18 protein-coding genes and 1 tRNA gene are annotated in these 22,283 nt (G+C 63.8%); 6 read left to right on the top strand and 13 right to left on the bottom strand.

Annotation, left to right across the window (positions count from 1 at the left end; genetic code table 11):
- The first annotated feature begins 22 nt into the window (after window positions 1-22).
- Window positions 23-670: a pyroglutamyl-peptidase I gene (gene pcp, locus CZ375_RS06510; RefSeq protein ID WP_077598434.1), complete on the top strand. Its 648-nt coding sequence runs from the start codon at window positions 23-25 to the stop codon at window positions 668-670.
- A 74-nt stretch (window positions 671-744) separates the two neighbouring features.
- Here the strand turns inward: pcp and CZ375_RS06505 are convergent, their stop codons facing one another.
- The 11 genes from CZ375_RS06505 to galE form a co-directional block, all read right to left on the bottom strand.
- Entirely contained in the window at window positions 745-1,653 is a 909-nt protein-coding gene (locus CZ375_RS06505; protein WP_159438389.1) for a zinc-ribbon domain-containing protein, read from the bottom strand.
- A gap of 88 nt (window positions 1,654-1,741) precedes the next feature.
- Complete coding sequence (locus CZ375_RS06500) at window positions 1,742-2,737, bottom strand: ribose-phosphate diphosphokinase (RefSeq protein ID WP_077598432.1); 996 nt, start codon at window positions 2,735-2,737, stop codon at window positions 1,742-1,744.
- Window positions 2,738-4,126, bottom strand: a complete 1,389-nt coding sequence (gene glmU / locus CZ375_RS06495) for a bifunctional UDP-N-acetylglucosamine diphosphorylase/glucosamine-1-phosphate N-acetyltransferase GlmU (protein ID WP_077598431.1) — start codon at window positions 4,124-4,126, stop codon at window positions 2,738-2,740.
- Between the two features lie 223 nt (window positions 4,127-4,349).
- Window positions 4,350-4,424: transfer RNA gene (locus CZ375_RS06490), tRNA-Gln, on the bottom strand.
- 173 nt (window positions 4,425-4,597) lie between these two features.
- Window positions 4,598-7,447 (bottom strand): ABC transporter permease, encoded by a 2,850-nt coding sequence (locus tag CZ375_RS06485; protein WP_077598430.1) that lies wholly within the window; start codon window positions 7,445-7,447, stop codon window positions 4,598-4,600.
- Window positions 7,444-8,124, bottom strand: coding sequence for an ABC transporter ATP-binding protein (locus tag CZ375_RS06480; protein WP_077598429.1), 681 nt, complete (start codon window positions 8,122-8,124; stop codon window positions 7,444-7,446). The genes CZ375_RS06485 and CZ375_RS06480 overlap by 4 nt, the downstream gene beginning before the upstream one ends.
- Before the next feature lie 230 nt (window positions 8,125-8,354).
- The gene (locus CZ375_RS06475; protein WP_077598428.1) at window positions 8,355-9,407 is read right to left on the bottom strand and encodes a sensor histidine kinase; all 1,053 of its coding nucleotides are present in this window, start codon (window positions 9,405-9,407) and stop codon (window positions 8,355-8,357) included.
- Window positions 9,408-9,423: 16 nt separating this feature from the next.
- Window positions 9,424-10,113, bottom strand: coding sequence for a response regulator transcription factor (locus CZ375_RS06470; protein WP_234966911.1), 690 nt, complete (start codon window positions 10,111-10,113; stop codon window positions 9,424-9,426).
- 12 nt (window positions 10,114-10,125) lie between these two features.
- Window positions 10,126-11,037, bottom strand: a complete 912-nt coding sequence (locus CZ375_RS06465) for a peptidoglycan-binding domain-containing protein (protein WP_077598427.1) — start codon at window positions 11,035-11,037, stop codon at window positions 10,126-10,128.
- A gap of 29 nt (window positions 11,038-11,066) precedes the next feature.
- The gene (locus tag CZ375_RS06460) at window positions 11,067-11,786 is read right to left on the bottom strand and encodes a polyprenyl synthetase family protein (RefSeq protein ID WP_234966910.1); all 720 of its coding nucleotides are present in this window, start codon (window positions 11,784-11,786) and stop codon (window positions 11,067-11,069) included.
- A gap of 239 nt (window positions 11,787-12,025) precedes the next feature.
- On the bottom strand, window positions 12,026-13,081 hold the full coding sequence (gene galE, locus CZ375_RS06455; protein ID WP_077598426.1) for a UDP-glucose 4-epimerase GalE: 1,056 nt from the start codon (window positions 13,079-13,081) through the stop codon (window positions 12,026-12,028).
- A gap of 220 nt (window positions 13,082-13,301) precedes the next feature.
- Between galE and CZ375_RS06450 the strand changes: the two genes are divergently transcribed.
- From CZ375_RS06450 to CZ375_RS06430, 5 genes are all read left to right on the top strand, one after another.
- Window positions 13,302-14,000: an AzlC family ABC transporter permease gene (locus tag CZ375_RS06450; protein WP_200799714.1), complete on the top strand. Its 699-nt coding sequence runs from the start codon at window positions 13,302-13,304 to the stop codon at window positions 13,998-14,000.
- The gene (locus CZ375_RS06445) at window positions 13,997-14,329 is read left to right on the top strand and encodes an AzlD domain-containing protein (RefSeq protein WP_077598425.1); all 333 of its coding nucleotides are present in this window, start codon (window positions 13,997-13,999) and stop codon (window positions 14,327-14,329) included. Before CZ375_RS06450 ends, CZ375_RS06445 begins: the two co-directional genes overlap by 4 nt.
- 206 nt (window positions 14,330-14,535) lie before the next feature.
- Window positions 14,536-15,132 carry a TlpA family protein disulfide reductase gene (locus CZ375_RS06440; RefSeq protein WP_077598424.1) on the top strand — a complete coding sequence of 199 codons (597 nt, stop codon included), beginning with the start codon at window positions 14,536-14,538 and terminating at the stop codon, window positions 15,130-15,132.
- A gap of 35 nt (window positions 15,133-15,167) precedes the next feature.
- Window positions 15,168-16,001 carry a CPBP family intramembrane glutamic endopeptidase gene (locus CZ375_RS06435; RefSeq protein ID WP_077598423.1) on the top strand — a complete coding sequence of 278 codons (834 nt, stop codon included), beginning with the start codon at window positions 15,168-15,170 and terminating at the stop codon, window positions 15,999-16,001.
- A 155-nt stretch (window positions 16,002-16,156) separates the two neighbouring features.
- Entirely contained in the window at window positions 16,157-20,974 is a 4,818-nt protein-coding gene (locus tag CZ375_RS06430) for a SpaA isopeptide-forming pilin-related protein (protein ID WP_077598422.1), read from the top strand.
- A gap of 137 nt (window positions 20,975-21,111) precedes the next feature.
- Here CZ375_RS06430 and CZ375_RS06425 read toward each other — a convergent pair whose 3' ends face one another.
- Window positions 21,112-22,020 carry a 4Fe-4S binding protein gene (locus CZ375_RS06425; RefSeq protein ID WP_077598792.1) on the bottom strand — a complete coding sequence of 303 codons (909 nt, stop codon included), beginning with the start codon at window positions 22,018-22,020 and terminating at the stop codon, window positions 21,112-21,114.
- Between the two features lie 9 nt (window positions 22,021-22,029).
- Window positions 22,030-22,200 (bottom strand): CD1871A family CXXC motif-containing protein, encoded by a 171-nt coding sequence (locus CZ375_RS06420; protein ID WP_077598421.1) that lies wholly within the window; start codon window positions 22,198-22,200, stop codon window positions 22,030-22,032.
- Between the last annotated feature and the right edge of the window lie 83 nt (window positions 22,201-22,283).

The raw sequence follows: 22,283 nt of genomic DNA, 5'->3' as shown, positions 1-22,283 counted from the left end.
TTCCCAGCGAAAGGAGAGGGTCATGAAGAAGGTCCTCGTGACCGGGTTCCAGCCCTTTGGCGGCGAGCCCATGAACCCCGCGTGGGAGGCCGTTCGTGCGCTTCCCGACGTCATCGCAGGCGCCGAGGTCGTCAAGGCCGAGGTTCCCGTGGTGTTTGGGGCGGGATTTGCGGCCGTGGAGGAGAAGATCGACGAGTGCTCCCCAGACCTGGTGCTCTGCATAGGGCAGGCGGGAGGCCGTGCCAAGCTGTCTCCCGAGTTCGTGGGCATCAACTGCGCAGACGCCCGCATCCCCGACAACGATGGCAACCAGCCCCTGGCAGAGAGGATCGTGGAGGACGGCCCTGACGCCTACTTCTCCTCGCTTCCCGTTCGCGCCATGGCCAAGGCCATGAACGAGGCGGGCATTCCCGCCGAGGTCTCGTTCACTGCGGGCACCTACGTCTGCAACGACATGCTCTACCGCCTCATGCACTGCCTTGCCACCAAGCACCCTGCCGTGGCGGGCGGCTTCATGCACGTGCCCTTCGCTCCCGTGCAGGCAACCCGCCTGCCCTCCGCCACTCCCAGCATGTCCCTTGCGGACATGACAGCCGGCATCCAGCTCGCCCTGGAGGTGGCCCTTGCCGGCAAGGAGGACACGAGCGCCTCGATGGGAGCCACGCACTAGTCCCTGCGTACAGGTCACGTGGCTGAATGAGGGGGGCGGCGCTCCAGCTGGAGCGCCGCCCCCCAAGAGCTACTCTAGAGCGAGATGGCGGGGTACGTCTTCTCGTAGTCCGCGAGGGGGATGCTGCCGTCAGTGCCGTTCTGGGCGGCGATGGGCACCAGGATCTCGTCCTTGTGGGCGGTGGGGTCACCGTATTGGATGTCGATCTGCCAGGCGTCGTTGATGCAGGAGATGCGCGCCAGGTGGTCGGCGTAGCAGCGCTTGACGAGCTCGTACTGCCCCGCCCACTTCGAGTTGGCGGGGGCCGCGAGCGCACCCAGGCCGCGGAGCTGCTCCTGGACCTCTCCCATGAGGGCGCTGCAGGCGAAGGCGTAGTCCGTCCTCGTGCTCATGCTGCTGTCCAGGAAGGAGGCGTTGAAGTGGGAGGCCTGCTCCCGGATGCGCTCGTCGAAGGAGGGGAGGCGCCCGTAGTACTCGCTCAGGTCGGAGTGGAACTTCTCGTCCGCCACCGCCTGGCTCGCTCCCTCGTCCGCCTTCGCCGAGCCCTTGCCGTCCGAGGCGTCCGGCTTGGGCTTGTCTGCCCCGGTGGTCTCCGCCGGTTGCTGCTGAGCGGCCTGACCCTCCTGGGGCTGGGTCCTCATCTCGGCATTCTGGCTGCCCCGAGAGAAGACGAAGAGGTAGAGCAGAATGCCGGTCACAAGGGCAACAAGCAGGCCCACGAGGGCGATGACGAGGGTCTCCCTGTGGTCGCTGCGCACGTCTGGGGTGGCGGCATAGGGGTTCTCGCCCTCCTTGGGGTGGGGGCTAGCGATGGGCGTGAAGCCGGCAGTCTGCGAGGGATGGGGGGCAACGACCGTCTCGTCCGCCTCGGGCATGGGCTGGGTTACGTCCTCCGCCTCGACGGGCTGCCCGCAGCTGGTGCAGAAGCGGGCGTCCTCGTCCAAGGGGTTGCCGCAATGGGTGCAGAAGTTATGTCCGGCCATGGGTCCTCCAGGTACGTCGCATGTGCAGGAGGGGCGACCGCCTGACGACGGCCGCCCCGAAACGACAGGCTCTGCAGCGGGAAGCTGCCTACATCTCTGCGTTGCCGCCGTAGACCGCCGAAACCGGGCTGTGGACGAACACGGCATGGATGGCGTCGGCAAGCTCGCTGGCAACCGAGACGGTCTTGATCTTGGACCCGGGCTGGTCGGCCACGGGGCAGGGGATGGCGTCGGTGACCACGCACTCAACGATGGGCGCACCCTCGAGGCGCTCGATGGCGGCGCCGGAGAAGATGCCGTGGGTCGCGCTGATGTAGATGTCGCCCGCGCCCATCTCCTTGAGCTTGCAGATGGACCCCACCAGGGTGCCGGCGGTGTCTATCATGTCGTCGTTGATGATGCAGGTCTTGCCCTTGATGTTGCCGATGATGCCCATGACCTCTGCGGCGTTGTGCTTCGGACGGCTCTTGTGGGCAATGGCTACCTCGCAGCCCAGGTAGTCCGAGAGCTTCTTGGCGACCTTGGCGCGGCCCATGTCGGGCGAGACCACCACGGTGTTGTCCCAGTCGAAGTCCTTCTTCTTGAAGTAGTCTCCGAAGAGGTAGAGCGCCGTGAGGTGGGTCACGGGAATGTCGAAGAAGCCCTGGATCTGGTTGGAGTGCAGGTCCAGCGTGATGACGCGGTCAACGCCGGCGGCCTCGAGCAGGTTGGCCACCAGGCGGGCGGTGATCGGCTCGCGCGGGGCGGCCTTGCGGTCCTGGCGCGCGTAACCGTAGTGGGGGATGACCACGGTGAAGCTGTCCGCGGAGGCGCGGGTCGCGGCGTCTGCCACGATCAGGGTCTCCATGAGCAGGTCGTTGACGTTGGGGCCGGCAAGGGTCTGGATGAAGAAGACCTCGTCGCCGCGGACGGACTCGTCGAAGCGCGCGTAGGTCTCGCCGTTGGCGAACTTCTCGAGCTTCAGGCCCTGCAGCTCGAGATGGAGGATGTCTGCCACCTTGTGGGCTAGCTCTGGGTTACCGGTGCCGGTGTAGAGCTTGATCTCCTTTACGACGTTGAGCGGCTTGCACAGGTTCTCGTACATCTAGTCCTCTTTCCCCAGCTCTTCCCAGTAGCGGTCTGCCCAGCCCTCGATGGTCGTCTGACGCGAGCGTTCCAGGGAGAGGGCACCCGCCGGAACGTCGCTTGTGATGCACGAGCTCGCGCCAACAAGGGCGCCGTCGCCGATGGTGACGGGGGCCACCATCATGGTGTCGGAGCCGATGAAGACGTGATCGCCTATCTCGGTGTGGCTCTTGTGCTTGCCGTCGTAGTTGCAGGTGATGGAGCCACCACCAATGTTGACGCCCTTTCCCAGGCGTGCGTCACCAATGTAGGAGAGGTGCGGGACCTTGGATCCCTCGCCCACCTCGGAGCCCTTGATCTCAACGTGGGTGCCGGCCTTGGCTCCCTCCATGAAGTGGGCCCCTCCGCGCAGGTAGGCCCGCGGGCCGCACTTGACCCTGTCGTCGATGGCGGACTCCTCTATGACGGTCTCGTCCACCACGCAGGAGTTTCCTACGCGAGCGTTGCGCAGGCGGCTGTTGGGACCGATCACGCAGTCAGCGCCCACCTCGGTCTTGCCCCAGAGGAAGGTCTGGGGCAGAAGCTCGCTGTCCTGCCCCACACGCACCTCGGGGCCCACCCAGACCTGGTCTGGGTCCAGCATGCTCACGCCGGAGTCCATGAGGGACTGGTTGATGCGCCTCTGCATGATCTTGCTCGCCTGGGCCAGCTGGATGCGGCTGTTGACGCCCAGCGGCTCCTGGTCGTCCTCGCAGCGCAGCGCCGAGACGGGCTCTCCCAGGCCCACGAAGACGCCCACCATGTCGGTGATGTAGTACTCGCTCTGGGCGTTGTCGTTCCTGAGCCTGCCGATGTTCTCGGAGAGCCTGCGCCCGCAGAAGCAGTAGAGGCCAGAGTTGCACTCCGTGAGGGCCACCCTCTGCTCGGGCGTGCAGTCCTTGTGCTCGATGATGGCCTTGACCTGTCCGTCCTCGCTCAGGATGCGACCGTAGCCCGTGGGGTCGACGGGCGACATGGTGAGCACCGTGCAGGCGTTGTGATGAGCCTTGGCCTCCTTCACCAGCGAGGAGATGGTCTCCGCCCTCATGAGCGGCGTGTCCCCGTACATGAGGAGCACGGGGCCAGAGAAGGGGCCGGCCTGCTCGCAGGCAACGCGCACGGCGTGCCCGGTTCCCAGGCGCTCGGCCTGCTCGACGAATTCTATGTCCGCATCATCCGAGAAGTACTCCCGCAGCTCCTCTGCGCCGCTGCCAACGACGAGCACGATGCGCTGGGCACCCGCCTGACGAGCGGCACGAACGGACCACCACGCCAGGGGGTGGTCAAGGAGCTGGTGCATGACTTTGGGATGGCGGGACTTCATGCGCGTTCCCTCGCCTGCGGCAAGGATGATCGCGGTAACGGGCATGTATGGCCTCCAGTGTATGTGTGAGCCTTGTTCGTCCCAGATGACTTGCCGGCAGCTCACGCCCCGACATGGGCCAGGGGAGGCATACCTTCTCCATCATAGCGCAGCCATCGGCCTTTGAACCGCCCTCAAATCGTCTTTACGGGGTGTGGCGACAAGGGCCCGCAAACGGTCGTGCAAGAGAAAAGCCGCCTGGCGCACGGCCAGGCGGCATGCTGTGCTGTGGCTGGGGTAGTAGGACTCGAACCCACATTCCAGGCACCAAAAACCCGTGTCCTAACCATTGGACGATACCCCAGTGCGATCACCGCGCTGGGCCGGAGGTGGCCTCAGCCAAGCAGGCATAGTGTAGCAGGAGAAATCCGTTCTGACAGCCTAAGAGAATGCCATGGCCCTCTTTGAGCCTTCGTTAGCCCGGGAACCCATCTTGAGTCCCGTGACGGCTAGGGCCAAGACGAGCTTTCCCCGCAGTTAGATGGCGTCTGTGCGCAGCGCCTCCACCACGTTGGACGCATGCCCCTTGTGCAGGGCGAACGCCACCGAGGTGCCCAGCACCGCCGCGGACGCCAGGCACGCCGCCCCCATTGCCGCCCAGGGCAGGCTGAAGCCTATGCCCCGCTGCACGAGCTCCGTGGCGCGGTACAGGAAGTACGAGACGGTCAGGGCCAGCGCCAGCCCCCAGGTCAGGCCGCGCAGGGCGTAGCTTGCGCACTCGCACACCACCATGCGGCGGAACGCCGACGGCCCCATGCCCACGGACCTCAGCATGGCGAACTCGCGCGTGCGCAGCAGCATGCTGTTAGAGAGCGTGTTGAACACGTTGGCTATTGCTATGAGCACCAGTATCAGCGAGAAGAGCAGACAGAACAGGGTCATGGTCTCAAGCGCCAGTCGCGTGCTGCGGGCGTTTCCAGCGATGTCCACGACATGATAGTCGCCGCTGAGGGACACGGATCGCATCGCCTCGTCGAGGTTCTTGGCCGCCTGCCCGGAGTCCGCGACGTTCAGGCCAACGCGTGCGGCGCTGGGGAAGATCACGCCCGCGATTCGCTCGTATGCGCTGGGCGAGACTATGTAGGTGGGAAAGCTGCTGCTGTCGTGCATCCACCTGAGGCCCTCGGGCATCTCGTCGAGTAGGGCCGCCACGCGCAGCGGCTCCTGCTGCTGGCTGACCTCGTCCAGGGGAACCGTGTGCCTGTCCGCCTTGGCCTCGTCGCCGCCCTGTGCCGGACGGTAGTAGACCGCCACGGGCTTGCCGTCTCTGTCCAGCGAGAGGCTGGGACGCAGGTTCTGCTCGCTGCGCTCGGCCAGGACGAGGACTGCCTCCCCCTTGGTGGCGAGCGGTGAGCTCACCGTGCTGCTGCCGTCCTCGTTGTAGCTGGTGAAGCGGTTCAGCGCGATAGACTCGGAGCTTTCGTCCACGCCCGCGGCCTCGCAGATGAGCCGCCAGCTTTCGCTGTCGGGAACGACGACGTTCGCCCAGCCGGCTCCGGACCCGTCTGCCGCAACCTGCAGGCCGCCAACGCCGTCGTCGGCTCCGCCCTCCGGTCGCAGGTCCGTGCGCAGGCTGTTGGGCGGCAGCAGGATGCCGGTCGAGAACGAGCGATAGGAGCGCACGTCGCTGGCACCCTCCACCCCGCGTGCCGCGTCGAAGACCAGTTGGCTCTCGCGCAGGTAGCCATCCATCTCGGCCAGGGTGCCGCTGCCGCCCTGGCCGTAGTAGCTGACGATGAGGTCGGCCTCGCCCACGGCCGCGTCCACTCCCCCCGCACCGCCAGAGACTATCACGCTCAGGGACTGCGCCAGGTATCCTCCCGTCACCATGAGGGCAACGCTCACGGCCAAGGAGGCCACGATGACCCTCCCCTTCGAGCTGCTGCGCGTGAGGTTTCGCCTGGCGAGGATCCCCGGCATGCCAAACGGGCCCTTGCCCGCCCGCCCCTCGCGCAGCCTGCGGGCAAGTCCGCGCGAGACGTGCACGTCCTGGGTCTGCCTGATGGCGTCGATCGCCGACACGTGGCTGGCGCGCAGGGCCGGCAGCCAGGCGCTCACCACGAGCACCAGCAGCGAGAAGGCAATGGTGGCGAGGATGGCCGGCGCGGACACGTGCAGCCCCATGACGCCCTTGGCGTTGAGCAGGGCGTCGAAGCCCTCCTGCGTGAAGCGGAGCGTGACCGCCACGCCTGCGATGCCCACGAGAACGCCCAGGGGTATGCCCACCAGTCCCAGTGCCAGCGCCTCTCCGAACACGGCGCGCCTCAGCTGGCGGCGTGACGCCCCCATGGAGGAGAGCAGGCCAAACTGGCGGGTCCTCTCGGCCACGGAGATGGCAAAGGCGTTGTAGATGAGCGAGACGGAGGCCACGGCGATGACGCAGGCAAGGGTGGCGGCAAACTCCCAGAGCGCCTTCCAGACCACGCCCGTGCCATAGACGCCCTGGTAGCGAAGAAGGTTGTTGTGCAGGTAGACGTCGTTTCCCAGGGCACCCTTCGCCCAGGACTCAAGCTCGTCGATGTTGGAGAAGCCCGAGGCGCTGGCCCAGACGAGGCTTGCCGTGGGGGAGCCAGGGCCGCCTGGCGACACAAAGGCCACCTGGTCGTCGTAGGAGGCGCCGACGTCTGTGCCCAACCCTCCGTAGCCCGTCTCGTAGAAGCCCACGACCGTGTAGCTCCTGGTCAGGACCTGGGAAAGCTGGTCATCCTCAACAGAGACAAATTCCGGGTCGTCGTGATCGCGCGCCAGGATGGTATCGCTCAGGCTCGAGACGACCCTGCCGTCACGCGTCCGACGCCCCAGGTCAAGCTCGAGCCGGGAGCCAAGGGCCAGGGGCTCGTCCGCGCGGACGCCGCCTCCCTCGGGCTTGAGGCCGCGCATGCTGGACGAGAGGACCAGCTCGCCCTCGGCCGTGGGCAGCCTGCCCTCGCTGAGCTTGAGGGGAACCGAGAGCCTCTGCGCCTCCTCGTTGGCACCGCCTGCCGCAACGGGAAGCTCGCGCAGGGCAAGCCAACTTCCCAGGTGGGCCTCCTGCATCTCTCCCAGCTTCGCCTCTCCCAGCTCGCGCGCAACCGAGATGGCCCCCACCCGCTCGTCTGCCCGCAGCGGGTCAAGGTCGGCCTCGCCCTCCTGCAGGGCGAAGGCGGTCCAGCTGCCCTCGGTCAGGACGGTGGCCCTCTCCATGGCCTTCTCGAGGCTGCTCACCGTGGTGAAGACCGCCGTTATGAGGGCGCACGAGAGCACGATGCCTACGATCGAGACGATCGTCCGCGTGCGGTTGCGCCTGAGCGAGCGAAGCGTGAAGCGCGAGAGTATGCCGGCCATCATGCCCTCCTCTCGTCGGAGACGATGCGCCCGTCCTCGATGGCGACAACGCGGTCGGCCATGAGGGCCACGTTCTCGTCGTGGGTGATGACCACCAGGGTCTGCCTGAGGTCTCTGTTGGACGCGCGCAGCAGGGACATGATCTCGGCCGAGTTCTTGCTGTCCAGGTTTCCGGTGGGCTCGTCCGCCAGCACGATGGAGGGGCTGTTGAGCAATGCACGGCCGATGGCAACGCGCTGCTGCTGGCCGCCGGAGAGCTGGTTGGGCAGGAGGTGCTCCTGCCTCTCCAGGCCCAGCGAGCGAAGCATGGACGCCAGGCGCCTCTCGTTGACCTCCTGCCCGTCCAGGCGGGCGGGAAGGGTGATGTTCTCCACCACGTCCAGCACGGGGATGAGGTTGTAGAACTGGTACACCAGCCCAACCTCGCGGCGGCGAAACACGGCCAGCTGCTCGTCGCTACGCTGGTAGATGTCCTCGCCGTTCACGCGCACGGTTCCCGAGCTGGGGCGGTCCACGCCGCCCATGAGGTGCAGGAGGGTTGACTTGCCCGAGCCGGATGAGCCGATGATGGCAAGGAACTCGCCCTGGCCGATGGTCAGGCTCACGTCGTCGAGGGCGCGCACTACCCCCTCTCCCTCGCGGTACTCCTTGCTGAGGTGCTCAACCGAGATGATGTCCATGGCAGCCCCTTTGGTAGCGCCTGTGGGATGAAACCCCTGTCATCATCATCCTGCTATGGGCGTCTTGCCAGGGCATGACCAGGAGGTGACTCTTTTGTCACCTGGTCATGTTGGCAACCTCCCATGCGGTCCATCTTGTTTTTCGCCTCAGATTTGGCCCCTTATGCCATGGAATCTGCGGCAAAAAGCAAGATGGCGGGTATGCGAGAGGGGCGAGAGGGGCGGCGGCGCTAGACCGTGGCCTTGAAGAAGACGATCTCGAAGCAGGCACCCGCCACCCGCCCATCCACCAGAATGTTCGCTGCCCTGATTTGCCCGCCCTGGGCCACCACCAGCGCGCGTGCGAGCGAGAGGCCGATGCCCACGCCGCTGGGGTTGGGGTCAGACGAGCTGCCGCCGCGCCCATGCCAGAAGCGCTCGAAGATGTGGGGAAGGTCCTCCTCGGCAATGCCGTCCCCGCTGTCCTGTATGCGAATGCGGCAGGCGAGGGCGTCCTCGCTCACGCTGGCCTGCACAAGCCCCCCGCGCGGAGTGTGCTCCAGGCAGTTCTTGAGTATGTTGCCGATGGCCTCTCGTGACCATGCGCCGTCGCCCAGGAAGCCGGGTGCCTGGCGCTTGCCGCCTTCGGGTGCGCTGGCGTGGCAGGAGAAGCCGACCCCCGCCATGTCGTAGGGGACGGCAAGGGGCGCGAAGGCCTCCCTCACAAGGGCCGCCGCGTCAAGCGGCGTCTGGGTGAGCCTGACCACGCCGGCGTCGATGCGGGCCAGCTTGAGCAGTGCCGAGACCAGCCACTGCGTGCGCTCGAGAGAGGCCTCGCTCCTGCGCAGGCGCTCCAGCTGCTCGCGGTCGCTGGTCTGGCGGCGCAGCAGCTCCAGGTCGAGTCCTAGGGATGTGAGCGGGGTTCTCAGCTGGTGGGAGATGTCCGCCAGGGAGTCCGCCAGGCTGCGCTTCTCTGCCTCGAGGTTCTCGTTTGCCAGCCTGAGGCGCAGCAGCGCCTTCTCGCTGTGGCTGGCGAGGACGGCCAGCTCCCCCTCGCGCATGTCGTCCAGCGAGAGGGGGCCGCTCTCGCTCAGGGCGTCGTCCATGCGCTTGGCGAGCCGTGCTATGTCACGCAGCCGGGAGATGGTGGAGGCCAGGTAGAGCAGGGAGGCGCCAGCGCTGCCGGCGAGCGCCCAGCCGGCGGCAGCGGGACCCGAGAAGCGCCAGGCGCAAAGGCCTGCCACAGCGCACGTCGCGACGCATCCCAGGGCGAGGAGGAGAAGCTGCCGGTTCCTGAACAGCACGCCGCGCTCCTCTCGGCTACTCGTGCAGGCGGTACCCCATGCCGCGCACCGTCTCTATGCGGGGGGTGCGGGCGGGGTCGCCCTCGGCCAGGCGTTCGCGCAGGCGCTTGACGTAGACGGAGAGCGTGTTGTCCTCAATGTAGCTCCCGGCGTTCTCCCAGAGCGCCTCGCGCATGGCGTCGCGGGTCACTATCCCGCCGGCGTGCGTGGCAAAGAGCAGCAGGAGACGGTACTCGACGGCGGAGAGGGCCAGCTCGCGTCCTTCCAGCACCACCCGGCCGCGCTCGAGGTCGATCTCGAGCGACCCCAGCCCCAGCGAGCGCGCCACATGGTGCGTGCGCCTGAGAACGGCCTCTATGCGGGCCAGGAGCTCGCGGGGGCGGAAGGGCTTGGCGATGTAGTCGTCTGCGCCGAGAGAGAGCCCGCAGACGGTGTTGAGCTCGTCGTCCGAGGCGGTCACGAAGACCACGGCGGTCTGCGGCGAGAGGTCCTTGGCGGCCCTGCAGACGGCGAAGCCGTTGCCCTCGGCAAGGGTGACGTCCACTAGGGCGAGGTCGAAGGCCTGCTGCCCCAGGAGGTCCACCGCCTCCCGCTGCGTCGCGGCATGACACATGGCATAGCCCTCCGCGCCCAGGAGCTCGCCCAGGGTGGTCACTATGCCGGGGTCGTCCTCCACCAGGAGTATGCGCGCCTTGGGGCCAAGCACCGCAGTCCCGCCCTAGAGGTCAAAGGCCGAGCAGACGGCGTCCAGCAGCATGACGGCAAAGGTCTGGGCGTCGCCCGTGGTGAAGGTGCCGTCGTAGTTGAGGCCCAGGGGGAGCTCCAGGCGCACGATGGGGGGCCTCTCGCAGGAGCCCTCGCATACGGTGCGCAGGCGCTGGGGCAGGGAGTCTATGTCGTCGGTGCTGAGGTTTGACATCTTGCTGTCCTCGGACAGGGGGGAGGAGGCAAGCACCAGCACGAGCTGGTCGTCCGGACGGGCGCTGGCAACGTTGTCCACCAGGTCAAGCCCGCTCTTCTCGCTGGTTGCCGAGGCGAGGTTCCAGATGCGGCCTGCAACGTTTCGGCTGATGGGGTCCTCCGCGGTGATGGACATCTGGGTGCTCTCCAGCACGCCTGCCGCTCGGGCGAAGCCCATGCCGCCCATGGGGTGGGGCCCGGCCGCGGGCTTGCCCGTCCACACGTGGTGCAGGCGCTCTATGGCATCGAAGGTGTCCTGGAAGGCCATTCCGTCCGCCAGCATGCCCTGGCTCTCTTGGAACTGCTTGACGGCGGCCTCGGTGTAGACCCCGTAGCAGGCGTCGGGCTCGCCGCAGGAGAAGCCCAGGATGTTCAGGCACCTCTGCAGCTGCAGCACGTCGTTGCCGTGGAAGTTGGGAAGGCGCAGGTAAAGCGTGCGGTCTCCCATCTGGTAGCCGGCATCCACGAGGGCTGCCCAGCTTGCGGAGTCGACCTCCGTGCCCAGGGTCAGCCCGTGCTCTAGGCGGAACTTCGCCACGGCCTGGGCGGTAGAGCCGCCAAAGCGGCCCTCTTCCGTCTCGCGGGCGTCAATCTCGAAGCCCTGGGCCTCCAGGCGCTCCTGGATGTCCTCCACCGCGGCGCCCGTCGCACCCTCTCTGATTGGGTCCATCTGCTCTCCCAGCGTCCTTATGGCAGCCGCTAGCTGCTTCTGCCAATGAAGTAGTCGGTCATGGAGAGGAGCAGCTCGCGCGACCCCTCCGTGATGTCTGCCCCGCCCAGCCGCTCCTTGGCGTCGTCCGCCAGGCTCTGGGCGTAGCCTCGTGCAAAGTCTATAGAGCCGGCGGCCTCCATGAGCTCGGCGGCCCGGGCGAGCGGGGCCTCGGCGCTGCTGTGCGCCGAGAGGATCGAGACGAGCTCCTCTCGGGCATCCGCACCCAGGTGCTCGAGGGCATGGCAGGCCACGAGGGTGCGCTTGCCCTCGGTTATGTCGCTTCGGAAGTCCTTGCCCTGGGCCGTTGCGTCACCCACCAGGTTGAGAAGGTCGTCTTGCAGCTGGAAGGCGAGCCCTGCGGCCATGCCGAAGGCGGAGAGGTCCTCGACCTGCCCGGGGCTGGCGTCGCCGCAGAGGGCGCCCACGGCAAGCGGGACTGCCGCAGAGTAGAAGCCGGTCTTGTGGGCCGCCATGGTGAGGTACTCGGTGCTGCTCACGTCCCAGCGGCCGTCCCGCACCCACCCCAGGTCGAGCGCCTGGCCCTCAAGGGTGCGCTCCTCCATGGAGAGGAGCCTGTCCACCAGGCGGAGGCGAAGGTCGGGGGGCAGGGTCTCGTCACGCAGCACCAGCGTCTGGACGCAGACCAGGGCGAGGTCGCCCACGTTGACGGCGATCCCCGTGCCGTCGCTGCGATGCAGGCAGGGCATGCCACGCCTCAGCTCGCCCTCGTCGGCGATGTCGTCGTNGGGGGGGGGGGATGCGCTTCCCGCCGCCCGCCGTGAAGCGCGCGAGCGGCTCGTAGAGGTAGCGCTCGAGCGACGGCGCAACCAGCGCCTCGTCTGCCAGGGGGTGCGGCAGCCGAGAGGCGAGGTAGGCCTCGATCAGGGGCCTCTTCTCGAGGAGGTAGCCTACGAAGGCGTTGGGGCCCGCGCTCATGCGAACGGCCCTAGCCCTCGTAGCCGTTTGGGTTGTTCGACTGCCATTTCCAGGAGTCGCGGCACATCTCGTCTATGCCGAAGCGCGCCTCCCAGCCCATCTCGTCCCTGGCCTTTGAGCAGTCGGCGTAGTTGGCGGTCACGTCTCCGGCGCGCCTGGGCTCCAGGACGTAGGGCAGCTCCCTGCCGCAGGCGCTCGAGAAGGCCTCGATGATCTGGAGCACGGAGGTGCCTTTGCCGGTGCCCAGGTTGAAGATCTCCACGCCCGTGCGGCCGCCCATCCAGGCAAGCGCCGCGGCGTGCCCTGACGCGAGGTCCATCACGTGGATGTAGTCGCGGACCCCGGTGCCGTCAGGGGTGTCGTAGTCGCTTCCGAACACGTGGACGCTCTCGCGCTTGCCCACGGCCACCTGCGCCACGTAGGGAAGCAGATTGTTGGGTATGCCCTTGGGGTCCTCGCCCATGAGGCCCGTGGGATGCGCGCCAATGGGGTTGAAGTAGCGCAGGAGCACCACGTTCCACTCGGGGTCTGCGGTGTGCAGGTCCGAGAGGATCTGCTCGATCATCCACTTGGTCCAGCCGTAGGGGTTGGTGCACGCCTTCTTGGGGCTTGCCTCGGTGAGTGGCAGGCTGTCGGGATCGCCGTAGACGGTGGCCGAGCTGGAGAAGATGATGGACTTGCACCCGTGCTCGCGCATGACGTCAACCAGCGCGAGGGTGCTGCCGATGTTGTTGCCGTAGTACTCGATGGGCTTCTTGACGGACTCGCCCACGGCCTTGTAGCCGGCGAAGTGGATCACAGCGTCTATCTGGTTGTCGTCGAAGATCGCCTCGAGGGCGTCTCGGTCTCCGACGTCCGCGCGGTAGAAGGAGAGGCGCGCCGCACGCTCCTCGCCCACGATGGCGTCGATGCGGTCGAGGACCTTCTCGGAGGCGTTGGAGAGGTCGTCCACGATGACGACCTGATAGTCCTTCTCGAGCAGCTCCACGACGGTGTGGCTGCCGATGAAGCCGGCACCGCCGGTGACGAGGATGCAGCTGTCCTGGGGGTCCCTCTTCTGGCTCATATCTGCTCCTTGCTGTCGCCTGGCATGGCCCAAAACGGGCGCATGGCTCTCGGAAGTATACATGGGACGGATGTGTGGGGCGTGACGGGGCCTCTCTGCCGTGGGAAGGGGCTCCAGGCGAACGCCGCGAGAAGACATCGCGCGCCGCCCTTCCGTCCGTCGCCCATACGCGCTAGTCTAGCTGACGTCGTCGAACTCACGCCAAGGGGGGGAGCCGCCCGTGGGCCCACATGCCCTTTCGGCCCTGCGCCGTGCGCTGCCGCATGCCATGCCGGTCATGTTCGCATACCTGGCCATTGGCATTCCCTGCGGCGTGCTCGAGGCGCAGATCGGCTTCGGGGCCCCGCTCGCCTTCCTCTGCTCCGTGACGTTCTATTCCGGCGCGGGCCAGTTCATGCTGCCGCAGATGCTGCTCGCAGGCATGCCCATGGCATCCACGCTGGCCAGCATCGTCTTGGTGAGCACGCGCCAGATGCTCTACTCGGCGGGCGTCGCACCCTACGTCGCCGAGGGCGCCGCCCCAACCAACTTCCTCTTCGCCGCGACCATGACCGACGAGTCCTTCGGCGTCAACCTGGACTGCTTCGCGCACGAGGCTGGCTGGTCCGCACGAGACGCCCTTGCCCTCAACGTCTGCTGCATGCTCAGCTGGGCGACGGCAAATGCCGTCGGGGTCGTCGTGGGCGGGCTCGTGAGCATGCCCGTGACCATCATGTCGTTCTCTATGACCTCGATTTTCATCTGCCTGATGGTGGGCCAGCTCAAGGCTCGGCCAAGCCGTGTGGCGGCCCTGGTCTCGGTGGGAGCCGTCTTCGCCTGCAAGCTTCTGGGGCTTGCGGGCGTGGCCGTGCTGGTTGGTTCGGTCTGCGGCGTGCTGGCAGGCCTTCTCGCGCAGGCGAGAGGGGAGGTGCGCGCATGACCCTGGAGGCAGGCACGCTCGCCCTGGTGCTGACGGTTCTGTTTGCGGCCATCCTCGTGTTTCGCGTGGCCCCGCTCTTCCTGCTGCGCGGCAGGTCCCTCTCGCCGCGCGTGAGCGACGCGCTGGGGCTCATCCCTGCCGCTGCGTTCGCGGCCCTTGTGGCAAACGACCTGCTCGCTCCCTCGGAGATGGCCACCCAGCCCCTCATGTTCGCGCTGCGGCTGACGGCCGCCGCAGTGGTGGCGCTCGTGGCGAGGAAGACGGGGTCGCTGGTGTGGAGCGCCGTGGCGGGCATGCTCGCCTACGCGTTGCTCAGCCTGCTGGCATAGCGCGACTCCGGGGGCAAAGCCACGGGGCCCTTGGGCCCCACATGGTCGAATTCGGGAGAAATCCAGCGGACGGGGCCTCGGAAGCCATGTCATTTCCGCGCTTAACGGGGTCTTAACACCTTTGCTGCTGTACTGGTCCCGCACTAGAGATTAGGGCATGCCGCCCGTGGCGGACGATGCCGTAGGGTTCGAGAAGGGACCAGACAATGAAGATCGGCAACAAGGCAATGGCAGCAGTTTTCGGCACCGTCCTGGTGATGGGCCTTGCGGGCTGCGGCGCAGCGGGCGCAGGACAGGGGGGGACCACCACCGCCGCCGAGGTCGCGGCGCCCCAGGCCGCCCTCAAGGATGGGGACAAGTTCCCCAGCTTCAAGGCTACCGACATCGCCACCGGGAAGTCCGTTGACGAGAGCGTCTTCAAGCAGAACAAGGTCACCGTCGTCTCCTACTGGTTCAACGGGTGCTCGGCGTGCGTTAACGAGATGCCCATCCTCGAGCAGCTGAACAAGCAGCTCAAGGACAAGGGCGTGGGCGTCCTTGGCGTGAACGCCGAGGGGGACAGTGCTGCCGAGGAGGCCAAGGGGATCCTCTCCAAGCAGGGCGTGACCTACAGCAACCTCATGATCGACCCCAGCTCCGAGGGCGCTAAGGTCGGAAACGGAATCATGGCCTTCCCCACCACCTTCCTGGTCGACCAGAACGGCAACGTCATCGGCGAGCCCATGCAGGGCGGAATCGGCCAGCTTGAGGGCAGCGAGCTCCTCCAGCGCGTGAACGACGCCCTCGCCAAGAGCCAGGCATAGGTGCCGAGAAGCCAAAGGGAAGAAGGGATGGCCTCGTGAAGAAGCTACTTCATGCACTTCCGCCACTGGCCGTGGCGATCGTATCGTTCCTCGCATCGTCCATTCTCCCGTATGCGTTCGGCATGCTGATATACCTGGCGCTTGGGCAGCTGGGAGTGCGCTTCGAGCTCGAATACACGGATCTGGCATCCTATGTCGGCCAGATTCTGGTGTTTGGCGTCATCTACCACCTGATGGTGCGTGGCAAGCTTGGGCCCAGGATGGACGTCTCCCTCGGCAAGGGCGCCGCGTCCGCCGCGGTACTGGGCCTTGGCGTGAGCGGGATCTCCTATCTCTGGCTCGTCCTTGCGAAGAACGCCCTTTCGGGCATCGACTTCATTGCCGAGAGCCTGAAGATCATGGAGAAGGGCAACGAGTCGCTCACCATGGGGATCCTGCCCCTCTCGGTCCTCACCGTCTGCGTGCTCGGCCCCATCATGGAGGAGCTGCTCTTCCGTGGGATCATATGCGGCTGCCTGGAGCGGGTCACCAAGGTGTCGTGGGTTCCCGTCGTCGTCTCGGGCCTGCTGTTCGGCATCTGGAACCGCCTGTTCGTGCAGGGCGTCTCCGCCGCAGCGATGGGCATCATCCTTGCCCTCGTGTACCACAAGACCCACGACCTGCGCTGGCCCATCCTGATCCACATCGTGAGCAACGCCTTCCGCATGCTGTCGGTCATTCCCGCATTCGCCGCGCTCGCGCCCATCCCTGACATATTCACCGTGGCCATGATCGTGCCCTCGGCTTACGTCCTGTACAAGATGGTGAGGGGCGGGGATTCCGACGTCCGGCCAGACGCCCGCCACCGAGGCGTGCCCGAGGCCGCATAAGGAAGACGCTGCCGGACATTGCGTGGCACGAGATCCCGCACCCCATGGGGTGCGGGATTTTTTTCGAGGCTCGAGCCCGTGCGGCGCGCACCTTGCGTGTGTGGTTTTGGTGTATACTATCCTTAAAATAAGCTAACTATATTTTGGGGATACCAATGTCACAGGCAAAACGATTCTTTGCGGTAATGCTTGCCCTGTCACTTACCCTACAGCTTGCTCCCCAGGCAGGTATTGCCAGGGCGGAAGGTCAGCCAAGTGCTGTTGCTGCTGCGGAGCAACCTGCAGGGGAGGGGTCTTCTCTAGCCTCGCAGGCAGATGAGGACAAGGCCGCAAGCACGCTGGCGGCAAGCGAGCCAGCTGAAACGGCAGACCCTCAGGCTGCACCAAAGGCAGCGAATCCTGCAAGTCAGGCAGTTATCGAGTCAACCCTTGTCTCCAGCGATGGCAATACGGTCTATGGGACCCTGTCCGATCCCAAGGCAACCCTTTCCCTTGCAAAGGGCACAAGGTTCAAGCTGCGCGTTCATGCCGTGTTCCCCTCTGCAACGGAGAAATCCATCGAGGTTGCCTTGCCCTATGGCATGCAATGGGACACCGACTTCGCGTTTGACAAAACCCAAGGGTGGGTTGGCGAGCTTCAGGCTGATGGCGTCGTTGCGCCAAGTCAGCAGACCGACGCGGACAAGAAGCCCGCAAGCGTATATGGGATTGGTTCTGCGGGTGCGCTTACCTTGCGTTTCCAAGACACTACGCAAGAGGTTACGTTTGACCTTCCCATGGGCGTCGCCTTTGGATTCGATACGGGACTCACCCATATCCCCAATGCCATTGCGGTGACACAAAACTACATCGAGCCCGGGACTGCCGCCACGGCGTCAAAGATTGCCACGGATATCAAGGTTACTAACCTAGACACGCTTGGCTTCATTGGGCTCGGAGGTAACTATGCCAACCTTCTCAACAAGGCAGGCAACCTGGAGGTTGGCCTGGACTCTTCCACCGGTCATGATGTCGCTTGGGTGGCATCTCTGAGTGGGGTTAATCATGAGCGTCGCATGCTCGAAGACTACTTCTACGCCATGCTGGCACCCGAGAAGGCGGAGTATCTGGGACGCTACTCAAAGGAGGGCAACAGCGGCGTCAAAGAGGCCGACCTCAAGGTTCTTGGCCCAGGCGAGAGACTTACCCTAAGCACCGGGGAAGAGTATGCCGTTCCCGCAGGCAAAAAGCTGTATGTATGGAGCCGCTCAGACAACAGCACCATCCCCGTCAGCGGTTATGAAGGCGCCTTCAATCCCATGTGGCGCTTCCCCCAGGCGGATTTTCCTGTGGGCAGCGTGGCAGAAATAAGCCAGATAGACGTTGGGGTGAAGTACTACAACCCGTATGGTCCTAGCTCTTACATGCCGTATGACGCGCAGCGGCTCAGGACCATGCGCTATGAGATCGTCGAGCCCAAAGAAGACGTGTATGTCAACACCACCATGTATGGTAGCGGTGAGGACTGGCCTCTGTGGGAGGGCTATATTACAGATAATGAGGTCTACCTCGGCGCTCCAGGGTTTGAACATACACAGGAGCGTACCCTTGGGTACTTCACGGTTGGCAATCGTGGTACTGCAGATAGCCGAAAGAAGACCATTCTTATTGACTATGATGTAAACGACACCAAGATTGCCGGTGTCACCGCCCAATCCCTGCCTTTTATCTCTCGTGCCAAGGCAGACGGAACGCAGCCCACAAAAATAAGTGATTTTAAGGTGACGCTCTGGAACAGCAAGACTGGGGAAACCTCAAGCTACACTCTGGATGCCGCTGCCCTTAAGCAGCGCTTTCGCGTAGAAGACGTGTTAGGCAAGCATATAGATGGCATGTACCTCAAGCACATCGAGTACAAGATAGACACCATTCCCGCAAAAACAGCTTTTACGGCTTATGAGACAGATTGGAGTGGTACGAGCAACGCCGGATTTGAGGGCAAGGTCGAGGATGCTTCATTTGGGTTTTATGGGCAGGTGCTCACCAATGAGGTGCGCGAGAAGGGCAAGTGGGGTGATGACCCCAGCCTGTTCAAGACCCGCATTCGCATAGAGAACACGGGTGACGAAGAGCCAAATTGGCACCATCGTAACCAGAAAACCTGGGACTTTAATGATGGTAAGGGCGAGGTGGTCCTCAAATACCCCGGACGGTCGGCAGATCATGTAACTATCGGAGATACTTTTACCGCGTTTACCGGGAAAAGCTTCATCCAAGGTCATGGACCTACAACGGGTTGGCATGAAGGAACCGCTTATCCCCTGTCGTTGGTTTTGGGCGAGCAAAAAAGAGGTCAATTTTTTGACTATTTCACCCCAACGTGGGATGGTTCAAGCCGTGGTATCCAGAGCTATAAGGCAATCTACGTAGTAAGTCCGTACGGAAGTGATATGTCGCTTTCTGTGGCATATAGATCTCTTTTGAGTAAAGAGTATTGGGGAGTGGCAGGAAAGTGGGATGATTACACCAACCTTGCCAAGCAGCCAGACATCTATGAGGTGCCAGCATCCGACGCGCTGAAGGCAGAGTACCCTCAGGCCCGTGTGTATAAGCTTGATTTTTCAAAATTTACTTCTGCAGATGATTTTTATGACATGCGCACTTTTGGTCCCAGCGTAGCATGGCGGGAAGGAGCAAAAGTAGTCCCCTATGCTATTAACCCTTCTTACTGGGCCTATACGGGTGGTAGTTCGATTGTTATGAACTATGCTTCTGATCCAGAAAAAGATCAGCCTGGCGGTATTTGGGCTCAACTTATTTGGTATGAGTTTGATACCGCAACCAAAGAAGACTTAGTTTATGGCAGCGGTTTTGCTGACGATAAGTGGGACCTCAATGGCAATGGCAGCACAACTGACAAAATCGGTCGTCCCATGGGCTCCCTGGAGATTAAGGCGCCTACGGACCTTGTCGTGAAGTCCTCCGCAAAGATGGCAACGCAGCCGGACTCCCAATACATTACCTACGACGGCCTCTCAAAGACGCTCATCGGCGCTAACAGCACGGTGGATTATCGCCTGGTTGCAAGCAACCCCACAAAGACTGACGCCAACGGATTCATTACCTATTGGCCAGTGCCCAAGAAGGGACAAGACTGGGGTCGGGCAATCCAACCCAACGGGGCGTTTCAGTTTGACATGTTCTTGAACGGTGGCCTTAAGAGCGCGTTACCCGCTGGTTACACCATCTCCTACGCAAGGAACGCCACGCCCACCAGCCAAGCGCTTGACTGGGGCAGTTTTGAGTGGACTGACGAGGACAACACTTCCGCATGGACGCAGCAGGATTGGGATGCGGTAAACTTCGTGCGCATCTCCTCCCCAGCAAGTGGCGTGTTCGGTGCGGGCAGCCGCCAGGAGTTCAAGTTCAACCTCGCCTTGCGCGACGTCTCCAAAGAGGACTTCGAGAAGAAGCTCATTGACGTGTATACACCTACCTATTTGCGCGACCTTGGCTCTGGTAAGGGCTATCGTTACGGACAGCCCGTTGCCATGACACCAACCCCTGGCGTGCTTGGGGGCGTGGCGTGGGTAGACGCCAACTACGATGGCAGGATTGACAAGAGCGAAGCGGCCGATGTCATTTCCGGCATGAAGATCGAGCTCTATGATGCCCGCAATAAGCTGGTGGATACTGCAACAACCGACGCAAGCGGCTCGTATGTGTTCAGGGGCCTCAAGGACTGGTCCTCCAATGCTGACGGCACGCTTGATGCGTATACCGTAAAGGCATACAACCCTACCGATCCCACCTCCACGGACATGGGTACTTTTGTGCGCTTCTCACCCACGAAGAATGACATGGCCATGACTGCCGCCGATGGCCAGTCGTCCGCATCGGTGCAAGGGGTAACCATAGAGTCCGCTAATGCCATGGCGCTCAACATAGGCCTCACGCGGGTAACAAGGGTGGATGTCGAGAAGGTCTGGGTGGAAGGCAAGAACGCAGACGGCACCGAAGGTGGCACCATCAGCCATGACGCGCTCAATGTTGAGCTGCTTGCCGATGGCGCGGCAGCCAAAGACATCGATGCGCAGGCAGTGCCCGCGGCCAATCTCTCAAGCATGGGCGAAACACCATGGAAGGGAACGTACGGCAACCTGCTGGCAAACAGCCCTTCTGCTGGCGTGCCCATAACGTACACCGTCAAGGAAACGAACGTTCCTGAGGGATATGTTGCCTCCTATGCGTACAGACAGCAGGATGACAGGGATGCGCAGGGTAAGGTAGTTGGCTCTCATACCGTCGCAACCGTCACCAACACTCGTATCCACGGCACCATCAAGGTGTCCAAGGTAGACAAGGCAGATGCCACCAAGCCTTTGCCGAACACGGGCTTTGAGCTGAGGCTCGATGGCAAGAAGGTGCGCGAGGGGGTCACTGATGACTCTGGCGTGCTTTCGTTTGCCGACGTGCCGTATGGTACGTATGAGGTTGTGGAGACTGCCGCGCCAACAGGCTATGTGCTTGATGCGACCCCACATGAGGTAACCATTGCCACGCAGGGCCAAGTTGCCTCTCTGACGGTGGGCGACGAGCAGATCAAGGGCTCGGTTTTGGTGTCCAAGGTTGATGCCCAAAACGAGGGCAAGGCTCTTCCTGGCGCCGAGTTTGAGCTCAGGCAAGACAACAAGGTTGTTGCAAGGGGCACAACGGGTTCCGATGGCACCTTGAGCTTTGCCGGCGTCGCGTATGGTACCTATGAGCTGGTGGAGACCAGGGCACCTGAGGGATATGAGATTAATCGGACGTCCTCGTCCGTGAAGATCGAAGAGCATGGCGCCGTGGTCAGGCTTGTGGTGAAGGACGTCGCCAAGGTGAGCGCTCTCCCCAGGACAGGGGACCGCAATGGTGGCGTTGGCGCGTTGCTGCTCGGAGCAGTGGCGCTCACGGTGACAGGAGGGGCGCTGCTCAAGAAGCGCGGGCAAAGGTAAGGCGCATTGGTTGTGCCGCCCAGCCAACAAGAGGGCCTGACCCCTGAGACGTTCAGGGGTCAGGCCCTTTGCTTTTCAGGGATTGAGCCGGTGCCGTGCGTATGCGCGCGGCATATGAAGCCACCCCCTCTCCCGTCCTATGGCCGCTGCGTGGAAGGCTCCTCCGCCTTCGAGAGCTTGCGCTCGGCCTCGATCAGCCGGATGTCGATGGCGTGGACGGGGCAGGCCCTCAGGCATTCGCCGCAGCGTATGCACTCCAGGTGCGAGGAGTCCTTGGTTATGTCCACGTCCATCTTGCAGGTGCGTGCGCACCTTCCGCACGAAACGCAGGCCTCCTTGTCAACGTGGTACTGCAGGACCGAGACCTTGTTGAACAGCGAGTAGAACGCGCCAAGGGGGCAGATCCACTTGCAGAACGGCCGGTAGAACATGATGCTCAAAAGGACGACAGTCACCAGGATGCTGAACTTCATGGTGAAGAGCTTGCCGAGGGCGGCACGGATGCCGGAGCTGGCAAGGGAGAGGGGAATGGCCCCCTCCAGGATGCCCTGGGGGCAGACGTACTTGCAGAAGTAGGGGCTGGCAAGCCCGGCATTGTTGTTGAGCAGGGCGGGAAGCGCCCACACCATGACGATCAGGATCGCGTACTTGACGTAGCGCAGGGGCTTGAGTCGCTTGGTGCTGAGCTTCTTGGGAAACGGGATCTTGTGGAGAAGGTCCTGGAACCACCCGAAGGGGCAGAGGAAGCCGCATACGAACCTTCCCAGGATGACCCCTATGAAGATGAGGATTCCCGTGATGTAGTAGGAGAAGCTGAACTTAGATGACCCCACGACCGCCTGGAACGAGCCGATGGGGCATGCGCCGGTTGCGGCCGGGCAGGAGTAGCAGTTGAGCCCAGGGACGCAGGCGGCCTTCGCCTGGCCCGTGTAGATGGTGCCGGATAGGAAGTTCGGCAGATGGGGGTTGGTGAGGAACGTGGCAAGGGCCTGCACGGCCCCGCGCCTCTTGATGAGGCCGGCAAACTTCGACGGAGATCTCTTCATGCTGCCCACCTATCCAATCCCCACGCATTCCATGCACAGCTTGACGGCCTTTGAGAACACGGTCTCGACCTCCCCGCGCCACGCCCCGTAGCAGACGAACGCGACGGAGAGCAGCAGCAGCGCCAGGCTCGCCCATCTCCTTGACCCCTTGAGGGCGACTATTGAGAATCCTTTTTCCATGTGGCATACCTCCCCTTCCGTGCCAGTACAGCAGGCTGGGCGTTAAGTCCGCATTAAGTGCAGGAGAGGCTGGTATCCTTTCA

The organism is Olsenella urininfantis, assembly GCF_900155635.1.
Classification (GTDB): domain Bacteria; phylum Actinomycetota; class Coriobacteriia; order Coriobacteriales; family Atopobiaceae; genus Olsenella_G; species Olsenella_G urininfantis.
Note: the sequence above shows the minus strand (reverse complement) of the source record. Positions and strands in the feature narration are given on the sequence as shown.

What these genes read in the sequence shown, in the direction of transcription:
- CZ375_RS06460 (WP_234966910.1), bottom strand. Translation starts at nt 11,786, where the DNA reads ATGCCCTGCCTGCATCGCAGCGACGGCACGGGGATCGCCGTCAACGTG.
- CZ375_RS06440 (WP_077598424.1), top strand. Translation starts at nt 14,536, where the DNA reads ATGAAGATCGGCAACAAGGCAATGGCAGCAGTTTTCGGCACCGTCCTG.
- CZ375_RS06420 (WP_077598421.1), bottom strand. Translation starts at nt 22,200, where the DNA reads ATGGAAAAAGGATTCTCAATAGTCGCCCTCAAGGGGTCAAGGAGATGG.
- CZ375_RS06465 (WP_077598427.1), bottom strand. Translation starts at nt 11,037, where the DNA reads ATGGACCCAATCAGAGAGGGTGCGACGGGCGCCGCGGTGGAGGACATC.
- CZ375_RS06505 (WP_159438389.1), bottom strand. Translation starts at nt 1,653, where the DNA reads ATGGCCGGACATAACTTCTGCACCCATTGCGGCAACCCCTTGGACGAG.
- pcp (WP_077598434.1), top strand. Translation starts at nt 23, where the DNA reads ATGAAGAAGGTCCTCGTGACCGGGTTCCAGCCCTTTGGCGGCGAGCCC.
- CZ375_RS06445 (WP_077598425.1), top strand. Translation starts at nt 13,997, where the DNA reads ATGACCCTGGAGGCAGGCACGCTCGCCCTGGTGCTGACGGTTCTGTTT.
- glmU (WP_077598431.1), bottom strand. Translation starts at nt 4,126, where the DNA reads ATGCCCGTTACCGCGATCATCCTTGCCGCAGGCGAGGGAACGCGCATG.
- galE (WP_077598426.1), bottom strand. Translation starts at nt 13,081, where the DNA reads ATGAGCCAGAAGAGGGACCCCCAGGACAGCTGCATCCTCGTCACCGGC.
- CZ375_RS06500 (WP_077598432.1), bottom strand. Translation starts at nt 2,737, where the DNA reads ATGTACGAGAACCTGTGCAAGCCGCTCAACGTCGTAAAGGAGATCAAG.
- CZ375_RS06485 (WP_077598430.1), bottom strand. Translation starts at nt 7,447, where the DNA reads ATGATGGCCGGCATACTCTCGCGCTTCACGCTTCGCTCGCTCAGGCGC.
- CZ375_RS06425 (WP_077598792.1), bottom strand. Translation starts at nt 22,020, where the DNA reads ATGAAGAGATCTCCGTCGAAGTTTGCCGGCCTCATCAAGAGGCGCGGG.
- CZ375_RS06480 (WP_077598429.1), bottom strand. Translation starts at nt 8,124, where the DNA reads ATGGACATCATCTCGGTTGAGCACCTCAGCAAGGAGTACCGCGAGGGA.
- CZ375_RS06430 (WP_077598422.1), top strand. Translation starts at nt 16,157, where the DNA reads ATGTCACAGGCAAAACGATTCTTTGCGGTAATGCTTGCCCTGTCACTT.